This is a genomic window from Erythrobacter sp. 3-20A1M (assembly GCF_018636735.1).
Classification (GTDB): Bacteria; Pseudomonadota; Alphaproteobacteria; order Sphingomonadales; family Sphingomonadaceae; genus Alteriqipengyuania.
The window spans coordinates 2,287,610-2,300,156 of record NZ_CP045200.1; the positions used below are offsets into that span (position 1 = coordinate 2,287,610).

Here is a 12,547-nt window from a genome sequence, read left to right on the forward strand (position 1 = left end):
ACCGGGGGAAGAGGCAAGAGGGTTGTTGGGGTGCGCGGTAACCTTCGCCACCCGTGGATGTCAGTCGAAGCCGGGCCCGGACAGGGCATCGATGGCCCCTTGCAGGAACACCGCGGCCGCGTGGCTGTCGATCCGTTCGGCACGTTTTGCGCGGCTGGTTCCCTGGCCGATCATCGCCATGTCCGCGCTCTGCGTCGACCAGCGTTCGTCCCACAGCAGCACCGGCAGCTCCAGCGCTTCGGACAGGTTGCGGGCATAGGCCCGGCTCGCCTGGGCGCGCGGGCCCTCGCTGCCGTCCATGTTGCGGGGCAGGCCGATAACGATGCCGGTCACGCCCCGATCGCCGACGATCTTCTCCAGCGCCAGCCGGTCGCGGCTGAACTTGCCGCGCGGCAGCGTCTTGCCCGCAGTGGCGAAGCGCCAGCCCGCATCGCAGGTCGCGAGACCGATCGTCTTGGTGCCGAGGTCGAGCGCCAGCAGCACCCCGCCATCGGGCAGGGCGTCGGCGAATTGCAGCGCGCTGTCGGTAATCAGGCGGGTCGGTTGTTCGCCCATGCCGCCACGCGGCGCACCACGTCCTCCTGCAGGTTCCGCCAGAACAGCGGAATGTCGTAAACGTGGTAGTTGTCGCCGGGCAACACGGCGGACCCCATTTCGGGGGGCGAACCGATGCGCAACAACCCGCTCGCATCGCAGCGCGCAGGGACGGAGCCGCGCAACAGGCTGGCCGAACGCAAGTCCGCGCTGGGCACTAACGTGCCGAGGTTGGCCGATGCGGGGGCCTCGCCATTGATCGTGCCGGTGATTGGATTGACGCACAGGACGGGGCCGTCGCCGCGCGCCTGCCCGTCGAAGCCCGGCGTAGCTTCATACCGCTCCATCAGCATTTGCGGATCGCCGTCGTCGGCGAAGCTCTCGTAGCTGACGATGCAATGCGCCTGCCCGGCGGTGGCGCAGGCAGGCAGGCCGAGGGCAGGGAGATCGTGTTCGACCGAGATCGGCCAGCCGATGGCGTAGACCGCGGCGATCCGCTTCTCCAGCGGCGTGCCTTTCACCTTACGCTGCAACAGATAGAGCGTCAGCAGCGCGCCCTGGCTATGCCCGGCGAGGACGATCGGCTTGTCGGGATCGACGCTGGCGACGAAATAGTCGAACGCCTGCGCCACGTCGCGATAGGCGGCGTCGATAGCCTTGGTCGCCTCGGGCTTGTCGGTCAGGAACGCGCCGACCGCCGCCTGGCGGTATTTCGGAGCCCAGATTTCGTCCGCGCGGTTGAACGCGCTAGCCATGCCTTGCAGGAACAGGCGAGCGCGGTTCTCCGCCTCTTGGTCGCCCAGCGAGGCATTCCAGTTCACCTCGTCGCGCAGATTGACCGGGATGTAGCTGGTCGGGTGGATGAAGAAGACCGCGAAATCAGGCGTGGCGGCCGGGTCGGCCGGTTCGCCCGCATCGGTTGCGGTCTGCGCGGCCCGGGATTCGAGATCGGGCTGACGCAGGGTCCGCTCGGCGGCGGGATTGTCGGGCGAAGGGGTCTCCCCCGTCTCGGGTTCGGCCTGGGCCACGGCGGGCTGGTAGCGCGATGGGTCGGAGATACCGATGCCAGGCCGCGAATACCACATCGATGGGTCTTCGTAGGCGTTTTCGGCCAGCGCCGCCTGTTCGGTGAATGCGCCGCGCGGGACGAAGGCGTATTCGGTGGCCTGCCGCGACCAGATGACAAGCGCGATGCCCGCCGCGATGACGAGGGCGATGACGATCGCCACGGCGTACAGGAACTTACGCACCATGGGCGGGGGGCTCGTTCGCTGCCGGGGTATGGTCGAGCAGACGCTCGGCATCGCGCGCGGCGCGTTCCTCCGCATCGGTCTCCTCGGCCCGGCGTTCCAGCATCACCTTGATCATCGCCAGCAGCGGATCGGCGAGGAAGAGACCGAGAATGCCGAACAGGATGCCCATTATCAACTGCATGCCGAGCACTAGGGCCGGGGCGAGGTCGACCGTCTTTTTGGCGATCATCGGCACCACGACATAGCCGTCGAAGGTCTGCACGAAGAAATAGACCGCGATCGCGTAAATGCCGGTCTGCATATCGACGGAGAAGCCGACCAGCGCCATCAGCAGGCCTGACACGACCGCGCCGATATTGGGAATGAAGGCGAGCAGGCCGGTCAGGATTCCGAGTAGCGCGGCCATCGGGATGCCGAGCAGCGACAGCGCGATGTAGGTGAACACGCCTTCCACGAACATGCCCAGCAGACGTCCCGCCATGAGGCGGCGCATCGTTTGTGCCATGCGGTCCATCGTCACGCTCAGGCTGGAGCGGCGGTGGCGCGGCGCCATCCATTCGAGGCCCCGCTCGTAGAGCTTGGGCTCGAGCGAGACGTATATGCCGATGATCAGGATCAGCACCATGGTGGTCAGCCCGCCTACCAACCCCGTCAGCGCTGCGGTGACGGTGCCGACGCCGCTCATCAGCTGGCTGGAGTAGGATTGCAGGTCCTGCACCTGGACCGACAGGCCGTTCTCCCGTGCGAACTGGAGGAGTCGCGCGGTCTGGGTCTGGATGATTTCGGGCAGGGCGGCTGCCTGCTGCGCGATCTGGCTCCCCGCATAATAGGTGAGCCAGACGAAGAAGGCGACGGCCAGGATCAATACCAGGGCGATCCGCCACGTGCGACCTATGGGCAGCACCTTTCCGATCAGGCGCGCGCCCCCGTCGATGATCGCGGCGAAGACCAGTGCGCCGAAGATCACGAGGAGGGATTGGGAGACGTAAACACCCAGGATCACCAGCCCTGCGACCACGGCCCAGATCATCGCCCGTTGGGCTTCCTGCCGCATCAACGGGTTGGAGATGAACGACGGACTTGCCCCCATCGGCTGGTCAGTCCCGGTGTCCCCCTGCTGCTGGTCGCTCATCGGGTTTCGGCCTTGTCGACCTTGGCCGGGCGCAAGGTCGTCCATGCGCGGCCGTCGCGCAGCGCGCCCCACCATGTGAGCGGGTTCCAGCTCGCCGTCCCGTCGAAGGAGAAGGTGATGAACTCGGCCCGTCCGCCCAGGTTTTCCAGCGGGATCGGTCCGCCCAGGCCCATTTCGGCGATGGTCGCGCGGCTATCCGCCGAATGATCGCGATTGTCGCCCATGACGAACACCGCATCCTGCGGCACGGTGATCGGGCCGTAATTGTCGAGCGGCGCATCGGGAATCGAATCGATGACGAGGTAGGTCGCACCGTTCGGCATGGTCTCGCGATAGACGGGCACGCGGCAGGCTTCCTTGCCATCCTTGGTCCGCACCCGCTCGAAATCGGCGTAGTCGCAATTCATGTTGGCATCGAGCGGCAGGTCGAGCGGGGGCTCCGCCTCCTGCGGCACCGGCTTGCCGTTGAGGACGATCTGCCCGTTGCGGACCGCGATGGTATCGCCGGGGCGGGCGACCACGCGCTTGATGTAATCCTCGTCACGCTCGGGATGGACCGGGATCACGATGTCGCCATATTCGGGCGTGTGACCGAACAGGCGCCAGTGGCCGCGCGGGAGCAGGTGGAAACTCGCCGAGGCCCAGCTGTAGCCGTAGGGATATTTGCTCACGATAAGCCGGTCGCCGACCAGCAGGTTGGGCATCATCGAGGGCGAGGGGATGTAGAACGGCTTCGCCACCAGGCTATGGAACGCGAGCACCGCGAGCAGCATCAGGGCGAGCCCGCGCAGTTCCGCGAGCCAGTTGACCTTCTCGCGGCCCTTCTCGTCGTGCTTGGTGTCGGGGGTGTCGCTCACGGTGGTACGGGTATCCGAAGTCATAGCGGGATCGCCTCGATGATCACGTAGGCCTGCGCCCATGGGTGATCGTCGGTGAGGGTCAGATGAATGCGTGCTTCATGGCCTTCCGGCACCATTTCCGCAAGCCGCTCCGCCGCGCCGCCCGCCAGTTCCAGGGTCGGCGCGCCGGACTTCGCATTGACGACGCCGATATCCTTCATGAAGACGCCGCGCCGGAAACCCGTGCCGACCGCCTTGCTGAACGCCTCCTTCGCCGCGAACCGCTTGGCGTAGGTGCCGGCGATGGTGAAGGGCCTGCGCCGCGCCTTGGCCCGCTCGATATCGGTGAAGACGCGATTCTCGAAGCGTTCGCCGAAGCGGTCCAGAGAGTTCTGGATTCGCTCGATATTGCACAGGTCGGAGCCGAGGCCGATGATCATGACGGCTCTCCCAAGCCGTCACCCCGGACGTGATCCGGGGTGGTGCTCTCTTGCTGCGCCGTGCAAACCGGAGCCTTGCCTCGGCTCATGGGCCGGGGCGACGAAACGGAAAGGCCGTGCCTCACCGCGCTTCATCCATCAGATCGCGCATGCGGCGCACCGCCGTTTCCAGCCCGACGAACACCGCTTCGCCGATCAGGAAATGCCCGATATTGAGTTCCGCGATCTGCGGGATGGCGGCGATCGGCTGCACGTTCTCGTAGGTGAGGCCGTGGCCGGCGTGCGGTTCGATCCCGTTCTTCGCCGCCAGCGCCGCCATGTCGGCAATCCGCTTCAGTTCAACCGCGACCCGCTCGCCGTCGCCGTCGAGCCCGGCATGCGCGTATTCGCCGGTGTGGAATTCGACCACCGGCGCGCCGAGGCGTATCGCCGCCTCGAGCTGACGCGGATCGGCTTCTATGAACAGCGAGACGCGGATGCCCGCATCAGTGAGGCGGCTGACCACGGGCGCAAGCTGGTTGTGCAGCCCCGCCGCGTCCAGCCCGCCCTCGGTCGTGCGCTCTTCGCGCTTTTCCGGCACGATGCAGGCCGCATGCGGCGCGTGGGCAAGCGCGATCGCCAGCATTTCCTCGGTCGCCGCCATTTCGAGATTGAGCGGCAGGCCGGTCGCGTCCTGAATGCGCTTCAAATCGCCGTCGCGGATATGGCGCCGGTCTTCCCGCAGATGGGCGGTAATTCCGTCGCCCCCGACTTCGGCCACGATCTCGGCCGCGCGGACCGGATCGGGATGGTCGCCCCCGCGGGCGTTGCGGATGGTCGCGACGTGATCGATATTCACGCCGAGGCGCAACTTGTTCAAAGAGGGGCGCTCGTCCATTATTTGCGACTGCCCGGCTTGGTCACCGGTACCGCCGCGAGTTCAGGCGGGATTTCGTCCTCGGCGTAGGTCGGGAAATTGATCTCGACCAGCGGGAAGAAGGGGACGCCCAGATCGGCGGTGCCGCCGCTGCGATCGACCAGTGCGGCCTCGGCGACCACTTCGCCACCTTCACGCGCCACGGCGGCGATCGCCTCCCGGCTGGAGAGCCCGGTGGTGACCACATCTTCCACCATCAGCACCTTCGCCCCCGGATCGAGCCGGAAACCGCGGCGCAGGTGGAACGTGCCCTCGGGCCGCTCCAGAAAGATCGCGTCCTTGCCCAGCGCGCGGCCCATCTCGTGTCCGATGATGAGGCCGCCCATAGCGGGGCTGACCACCGTGTCGATCCGGCTGCGGATGTCGCGCGGGATTTTCTGGCACAATGCGACCGCCAGCCGCCCGGCCGGTCGGCATTCATCAACAGGCGCCCGCATTGTAGATAGAATGCGCTGTGGCGGCCCGACGAAAGCTTGAAGTGACCCTCCAGCAGGGCGTCGCAACTGCGGAATTCGGCGAGGACTTCGTCGTCTGTCATGGGATTTTTCTGGCGGGCCTTACGCTGCGGCAGGGGTGCAAACGCGCGTGCTGCGCGCAAAAAACTCCCTAGAAGCGCTTGAGACAGGGGGCAAGCATGCGTATAGGCCCGCACGAACCTCCGCCTGGGCGGGATGGTTGATGCCGCCGTGCGCGCGGCTTTCGAGACAAGATAATGGGACTCGCTGACCGATGATTTCCGCCTCCTGGCTTCGCGACAACAACCGCCTTACGGCCGGCCGGATCCTGGCCATGCTGTGCGCCGCGATCCTGCTCGCCTTCACGGCGCAGGGTGCTTACGCGGCCCCTCCGCAGGCCTCGGTTCAGGCCCCGGCGGCGCAGCCCGTTGGCGAAGCCACCGCGGCACCGCAGGCGAGCGACTCCGCCGCAGCGGACCAGGTCGCCGCCGACACGGGCGAGGCAGCTGAGGCCGGTTCCTACGTTCCGATGGGCCCAGACATGATCAAGGGGCAGCCGACCTCCTACGAGGAAAGCCCGCTCGCGAGCATGCATTTCCAGAAGCAGTACAGCGACGATGGCGAGTTCGCGCTGTGGATGCACGATGCGATCCTGCTGCCGGTGATTGTGGTGATCAGCCTGTTCGTGCTGTTCCTGCTGCTGTTCGTGGTCGCGAAATATCGCCGCCGCGAGAACCGCGCGCCTTCGCGCACCACGCACAATACGCTGATCGAAGTGATCTGGACGCTCGTTCCGGTGCTGGTCCTGGTGGTGATCGCGGTGCCGTCGATCTCGCTGCTGGCGCGCCAGTACAAGAGCCCGCCGAAGGACGCGATCACGATCAAGGCGACCGGCTACCAGTGGTACTGGGGCTATACCTATCCGGACCAGGGTGGGTTCGAAGTGATCTCCTACATGCTGAACACGCCAGGCGAGCCGAAGGTGAACCCGACGACCCGCATGAACGGCACGGAACCGTGGGACGGTCCGACCCATCTCGAAGTGGACAACCGCATGGTCGTGCCCGTGGGCGTGCCGCTGCGCATCCAGACCACCGGTGCCGACGTGATCCACTCCTTCGCCGTGCCGAGCCTGTGGTTCAAGCTCGACGCGGTTCCGGGTCGCATCAACGAGCGCCTGCTGACGATCAAGGAGCCGGGCATCTATTACGGCCAGTGTTCGGAACTGTGCGGCGCGAAGCACGGCTACATGCCGATCGCGATCGAGGCGGTTCCGATGGCGCGCTGGCGCCAATGGGTGCTGACCAAGGGCGGCAGCTTCCAGAAGGAAGAGCCGGCTGGCGGAGCCGCGCAGGGCGAGGCGGGCGAATTCGAAGACGCGCAGACTCGCAATCCGCCGAGCGGTACCGGGGTCGAGCCGCCCGCCAACAATGAAGAAAAGCCGCTGGAAAACCAGCCCATCGCATCGCCCGCGGTCTGACCCGACCGAACGAATAGCGCTGACAGATACCCAAACGAAAGAGCATCATGGCTACCACCGCTGAAGGCTTCCAGGCACATACCGAGGATCACGATCACTCGCACGCCGATCATAAGCCGTCCTTCTTCGCCCGCTGGTTCATGTCGACGAACCACAAGGATATCGGCACGCTGTACCTGATCTTCGCGATCTGCGCGGGCATCATCGGCGGTGGCATCTCGGGCGTCATGCGCGCCGAGCTGGCGGAGCCGGGCATCCAGTATCTCGGCTTCTGGGTAAACGCGGTGGGCGGAACGGCCAATATCGAGGCCAATCTGCATATGTGGAACGTGCTGATCACCGCCCACGGCCTGATCATGGTGTTCTTCATGGTCATGCCCGCGATGATCGGCGGTTTCGGCAACTGGTTCGTGCCGATCATGATTGGCGCGCCGGACATGGCCTTCCCGCGCATGAACAATGTGTCGTTCTGGCTGACCGTCGCTGGCTTCTGCTCGCTGATGTTCTCCATGTTCGTGCCAGGTGACGCGACCGGCCTCGGTGCCGGGACCGGCTGGACTGTCTACGCCCCGCTGTCGACCAGCGGTTCGACCGGGCCCGCCGTGGATTTCGCGATCTTCTCGCTCCACCTTGCGGGTGCGGGCTCGATCCTGGGTGCGACCAATTTCATCACCACCATCTTCAACATGCGCGCGCCGGGTATGACGCTGCACCGCATGCCGCTGTTCGTGTGGTCGGTGCTGGTCACCGCCTTCCTGCTGCTGCTCGCGCTGCCGGTACTCGCCGCCGCGATCACCATGCTGATCACCGATCGCAACTTCGGCACGACCTTCTTTGACGCAGCCGGTGGTGGCGATCCGATCCTGTACCAGCACCTGTTCTGGTTCTTCGGCCACCCCGAGGTCTACATCATGATCCTGCCGGGCTTCGGCATGATCAGCCAGATCGTGGCGACCTTCAGCCGCAAGCCGGTGTTCGGCTATCTCGGCATGGCCTACGCCATGGTCGCGATCGGCGTCGTCGGCTTCATCGTGTGGGCGCACCACATGTATACGACCGGCCTAGACGTGAACACGAAGATGTATTTCACTGCGGCTACCATGGTGATCGCGGTCCCGACCGGCGTGAAGATCTTCAGCTGGATCGCCACCATGTGGGGCGGTTCGATCGAGTTCAAATCGCCGATGGTGTGGGCGCTGGGCTTCATCTTCCTGTTCACCGTGGGCGGCGTGACCGGCGTCGTGCTCGCCAATGGCGGCATCGACGACAACCTGCACGACACCTACTATGTGGTGGCGCACTTCCACTACGTGCTGTCGATGGGTGCGGTGTTCTCGCTCTTCGCGGGCTTCTACTACTGGTTCCCGAAGATGAGCGGCCGCTGGCATTCGGAAGTGCTCGCGCACATCCACTTCTGGCTTTTCTTCATCGGCGTGAACGTGATCTTCTTCCCCATGCACTTCCTGGGCATGAACGGCATGCCGCGCCGCTACCCCGACTATGCGGAAGCGTTCGCGCACTGGAACCATGTCGCCAGCGTCGGCTACATCATCATGGCGATTTCGATGGGCGTGTTCTTCGTGAACCTCGTCTATGCCTTCGTGGCCGGCAAGCGCGCGGCGCCGAACTATTGGGGCGAGGGTGCGACCACGCTTGAATGGACGCTGTCGAGCCCGCCGCCGTTCCACCAGTTCGAGACGCTGCCGGTGATCGACGCCGACGCGCCCCGTCAGGACCATCGTTCTACGGTCGCCTGATTCGAACCCGGTCCTTCGCCCCCGGCGAGTGGCCGCACGAGACACCAGTGACGGCCCGGGCTGACCGCTCCGGGCCGTCGCTCTATTGACGGGGCCGCCGCGCAAGCCGACCGAGACGCATGACCACAGCCTCTCCTTCCTCCACCCCGATGCCTGCCGACTGGCGGGATTTCTTCGCGCTGACGAAGCCACGCGTCATGCGGCTGGTGATCTTCACGGGCCTGTGCGGCCTCCTCGCCGCGCCGGGTACCATCCATCCGATCATCGGCTTCACCGCGATCCTGTGCATCGCGCTGGGCGCGGGCGGGGCGGGTGCCCTGAATATGTGGTGGGAAGCCGAAATCGATGCGGGGATGAAGCGGACGGCGGGCCGCCCCCTGCCGGCCGGGCGACTGGTCAAGGGCGACGCGCTGGGCTTCGGCATGCTGCTGTGTGTCGGCTCGGTCATGGTGATGGGCCTGGCGGTGCACTGGCTCGCCGCCGGTCTGCTGGCGCTGTCGATCCTTTATTACACGATCGTCTACACCATCTGGCTGAAGCCGCGCACGCCGCAGAACATCGTCATCGGCGGTGGAGCTGGCGCTTTCCCGCCGCTGATCGGCTGGGTCGCGGTGACGGGTCATATCACGGCGATGCCGCTGATCCTGTTCGCGATCATCTTCATGTGGACGCCGCCGCATTTCTGGGCCCTCGCCCTGTTCGTGCAGAGCGATTACGCCAAGGCGGGCATTCCGATGATGCCGGTCGTGCGCGGGGCGCGCAGCACCCGGCGCCAGATCCTGATCTATTCGATCCTGCTGGTGCCCTTCGCACTGGCACCGTGGTATATCGGCGGAGCGGGTGCGATCTACGGCGTCGTTGCGCTGGTGCTGACGCTGGCCTTCGCGCTGCTGTCGATCCCGGTCGCGTTCCGCGATCCGCCGGTCCCGGACGCGATGAAGCCGGAGAAGCGGCTGTTCGCCTTCAGCATCGTCTATCTGTTCGCGCTGTTCGCCGCGCTGGTTGTCGACCGCGTCGCAGCGCCTTATCTTTGAGGCCGACATGACCCCCGAGGAAGAAGCCGAGATCCGTCGCCGCCAGCGCAGCCGCAACTACGCCCTGGGCGGCGTGCTGCTGTTCTTCGTGGTCTTGTTCTACGCGATCACGATCGTGCGGCTGGGGGACTGAGCATGGCGGGCGCGGCCACGACGCAGAACCGCAACAAGCGGGTCGGGATCATGATGTTCGCGATGGCCGCCGCAATGCTGGGCCTGGGATTCGCGGCCGTGCCGCTCTACAACCTGTTTTGCCGCGTTACCGGCTTCGCCGGCACCACCCAGGTCGCGACCGACAACGATGCCGTCCTCGCCGAACAGATGGCGAAAAGCGCTGGCCTTCCGCAGATATCCATCCGTTTCGACGGCAGTGTGGCACGCGGCATGCCGTGGGAGTTCGGCCCCGAACAGACCACCGACACGGTCCAGATTGGTCAGCGCGACATGGCGTTCTTCTACGCCCGCAATACTTCGGATCACGCGATCACGGGTGCCGCGACCTACAACGTGGAGCCCGAGCAGGCCGGACCCTATTTCAACAAGATCCAGTGTTTCTGCTTTACCGAGCAGACCCTGCAGCCGGGTCAGGAAGTGCGCATGCCGGTGCTGTTCTACGTCGATCCCAAGGCGCTCGACGACCCCAATATGAAGGGCGTGGAGCAGATTACGCTGAGCTACACCTTCCACGAGGCGAAGGATCAGCCGTCCTGACCGGGGCGCGGTCGCCGATTCCCTGTTATCGGGGGTCTGGACCGTTCGGCAAAGGCGCACTAAGGGCAGACGCCAGACCTTATCCGCCACGCTGACAGGACAGACTTCATGGCCGGCGCCAAGAACCACGATTATCATATTCTCGCACCCGACATCTGGCCGTTCATCGGCTCGGTATCGGCGGTTACCTTCACCAGCGGGCTGGTGCTGTTCATGCACCCCGATACGTTCGGCAGTGCGTGGTACATCGTGCTCGGCCTCGGCGTCGCCGGTCTGATCGCGACCTTCTTCAGCTGGTTCTCCAATATCGTGAAGGAAGCGCAGCGGGGCGATCACACGCCGGTGGTGCAGCTGCACATGCGTTACGGCATGATCCTGTTCATCGCGTCGGAGGTCATGTTCTTCGTCGGCTGGTTCTGGAGCTGGTTCGACTTCGCGCTCTTCCCCAGCCAGATTTCCGAGGTGGTCGGCGGCGTCTGGCCGCCCAAGGCCATCGAAGCGGTGATGAACCCGTTCGATTTGCCGCTGCTCAACACCCTGATCCTGCTTTGTTCGGGCACCACCGTGACCTGGGCTCACCACTCGCTGATCAACGGTGACCGCGAAGGTCTTAAGATGGGCCTGTGGGCCACGATCATCCTGGGCGTGATCTTCAGCTGCATCCAGGCTTACGAATACATGCACGCGCCGTTCGCCTTCGGTGGGAACACCTATTCCAGCGCCTTCTACATGGCGACCGGCTTCCACGGGTTCCACGTCATCGTCGGCACGATCTTCCTGATCGTCTGCCTGCGTCGCACCTATCTGGGCCACTTCACCCCGCGCCAGCATTTCGGCTTCGAAGCCGCTGCCTGGTACTGGCACTTCGTCGACGTCGTGTGGCTGTTCCTGTTCGTCGTCGTCTATGTCTGGGGTGGCTGGGGCGCCGAAATCCACGGATGACCCCGGGCGAGCCCGACCAAAAGGCAACCGATCACCAAGGGGGGCAGCCCGCCATGCGCGAGGCTGCCCTTTTCGGTCTCTGCCCGCGCTGCGGGGCGCGCACGCTGTTCGACGGGATCGTGCGTTTCGCCCCGCGTTGCCGCGCGTGCGGGCTAGATTTTTCGCAGTTTAACGTCGGCGATGGTCCGGCCGCGTTCCTCATCCTGATCGTGGGCTCGCTGGTCGTGGGGCTGGCCGCATGGCTGGAGGTCGCGGTCTCGCCCCCGTGGTGGGTCCATGTGATCCTGTGGCTGCCGCTCAGCATCGTGCTGACGCTCGCCGGGCTGCGCCTGGCGAAGGGCGCGCTCATCCGTAACGAATATCGTCACAGCGCGGGTGAGGCGGGGCGGCGCGAGCCGTGAGGGGGCGCATGCCCCTGATCCCGACGATCGTGGTGCTGGCCGCCGTCGCGACGATGATCGGCCTCGGCTTCTGGCAGCTGGGCCGCTTGGACGAGAAGGAGGCGCTGCTCGCCACCTATCGCGACGCTGTGACGATCAGGGAGCCGGTCTCGTGGCCGGAGAGCGATGCGGCGGCGAAGCAGGCGCTCTATCGCCGTGCCACCCTGCGATGTTCGCGAGTAATCGAAAGCAGTGCCCGGGCAGGGACCTCCGCCAATGGTACGCCGGGCTGGGCGCAGACCGCGCGCTGTGCGTTGCCGGATGGGGGCGAGGCGCTGGTGCTGCTGGGCTGGACCCGCGCACCCGACGGGCCGAGCTGGGCGGGCGGCACGGTGTCGGGGATCGTGGCCCCAGGGCCGCGGCTGGTCGCCGATCCACCGGTTGCCGGGCTTTCTCCGCTCCAGCGCCCGGACCCGAGCGAAATCCCGAACAACCACCTCGCCTACGCCTGGCAGTGGTTCATTTTCGCTGCTACTGCGCTGGTGATCTACGCGCTCGCGCTGGGCCGCCGCGGCGCTCGCCCGCAGCGCCGGGAAGAAGAAGATGAGTGGGAGGCCGATCTCGCGCCGCCGCAAGACTAGCTTTCTTGTGCGCCCCGATTCGCGCCGCTAAAC

14 protein-coding genes and 1 pseudogene are annotated in these 12,547 nt (G+C 65.6%); 8 read left to right on the forward strand and 7 right to left on the reverse strand.

The features are described 5' to 3' along the window. Positions 1-60: 60 nt before the first annotated feature. The 7 genes and pseudogenes from ruvX to pyrE form a co-directional block, all read right to left on the reverse strand. Entirely contained in the window at positions 61-555 is a 495-nt protein-coding gene (gene ruvX / locus F7D01_RS11220) for a Holliday junction resolvase RuvX (protein WP_215227636.1), read from the reverse strand. Next, on the reverse strand, positions 531-1,787 hold the full coding sequence (locus tag F7D01_RS11225; protein ID WP_215227637.1) for a DUF3089 domain-containing protein: 1,257 nt from the start codon (positions 1,785-1,787) through the stop codon (positions 531-533). Before F7D01_RS11225 ends, ruvX begins: the two co-directional genes overlap by 25 nt. Next, positions 1,777-2,919, reverse strand: a complete 1,143-nt coding sequence (locus F7D01_RS11230; RefSeq protein WP_215227638.1) for an AI-2E family transporter — start codon at positions 2,917-2,919, stop codon at positions 1,777-1,779. The genes F7D01_RS11225 and F7D01_RS11230 overlap by 11 nt, the downstream gene beginning before the upstream one ends. Continuing rightward, a complete protein-coding gene (gene lepB / locus F7D01_RS11235; RefSeq protein ID WP_215227639.1) occupies positions 2,916-3,800 on the reverse strand; it encodes a signal peptidase I in 885 nt (294 codons plus the stop codon). The genes F7D01_RS11230 and lepB overlap by 4 nt, the downstream gene beginning before the upstream one ends. Next, positions 3,797-4,198, reverse strand: a complete 402-nt coding sequence (gene acpS, locus F7D01_RS11240) for a holo-ACP synthase (protein WP_215227640.1) — start codon at positions 4,196-4,198, stop codon at positions 3,797-3,799. Before acpS ends, lepB begins: the two co-directional genes overlap by 4 nt. A 121-nt stretch (positions 4,199-4,319) precedes the next feature. Next, positions 4,320-5,075, reverse strand: coding sequence for a pyridoxine 5'-phosphate synthase (locus F7D01_RS11245; RefSeq protein ID WP_215227641.1), 756 nt, complete (start codon positions 5,073-5,075; stop codon positions 4,320-4,322). Then, positions 5,075-5,652 (reverse strand): annotated as a pseudogene (gene pyrE, locus F7D01_RS11250) (orotate phosphoribosyltransferase). Before pyrE ends, F7D01_RS11245 begins: the two are co-directional and overlap by 1 nt. A 191-nt stretch (positions 5,653-5,843) precedes the next feature. Here pyrE and coxB point away from each other — a divergent pair. The 8 genes from coxB to F7D01_RS11285 all read left to right on the forward strand — a co-directional run bounded on the left by coxB (position 5,844) and on the right by F7D01_RS11285 (position 12,514). Beyond that, positions 5,844-7,049 (forward strand): cytochrome c oxidase subunit II, encoded by a 1,206-nt coding sequence (gene coxB / locus F7D01_RS11255; RefSeq protein WP_215227642.1) that lies wholly within the window; start codon positions 5,844-5,846, stop codon positions 7,047-7,049. Positions 7,050-7,096: 47 nt separating this feature from the next. Beyond that, complete coding sequence (ctaD, locus tag F7D01_RS11260; RefSeq protein ID WP_215227643.1) at positions 7,097-8,806, forward strand: cytochrome c oxidase subunit I; 1,710 nt, start codon at positions 7,097-7,099, stop codon at positions 8,804-8,806. Positions 8,807-8,925: 119 nt separating this feature from the next. Then, positions 8,926-9,840, forward strand: a complete 915-nt coding sequence (locus tag F7D01_RS11265) for a heme o synthase (protein ID WP_215227644.1) — start codon at positions 8,926-8,928, stop codon at positions 9,838-9,840. A gap of 7 nt (positions 9,841-9,847) precedes the next feature. Beyond that, the gene (locus tag F7D01_RS15395) at positions 9,848-9,973 is read left to right on the forward strand and encodes a hypothetical protein (protein WP_255750256.1); all 126 of its coding nucleotides are present in this window, start codon (positions 9,848-9,850) and stop codon (positions 9,971-9,973) included. A gap of 2 nt (positions 9,974-9,975) precedes the next feature. Next, complete coding sequence (locus F7D01_RS11270) at positions 9,976-10,551, forward strand: cytochrome c oxidase assembly protein (RefSeq protein WP_215227645.1); 576 nt, start codon at positions 9,976-9,978, stop codon at positions 10,549-10,551. A gap of 108 nt (positions 10,552-10,659) precedes the next feature. Then, a complete protein-coding gene (locus F7D01_RS11275) occupies positions 10,660-11,493 on the forward strand; it encodes a cytochrome c oxidase subunit 3 (protein ID WP_215227646.1) in 834 nt (277 codons plus the stop codon). Positions 11,494-11,546: 53 nt separating this feature from the next. Beyond that, positions 11,547-11,894, forward strand: coding sequence for a DUF983 domain-containing protein (locus F7D01_RS11280; protein WP_251566771.1), 348 nt, complete (start codon positions 11,547-11,549; stop codon positions 11,892-11,894). An 8-nt stretch (positions 11,895-11,902) separates the two neighbouring features. After that, positions 11,903-12,514: an SURF1 family protein gene (locus tag F7D01_RS11285; RefSeq protein WP_215227648.1), complete on the forward strand. Its 612-nt coding sequence runs from the start codon at positions 11,903-11,905 to the stop codon at positions 12,512-12,514. Positions 12,515-12,547: the final 33 nt, after the last annotated feature.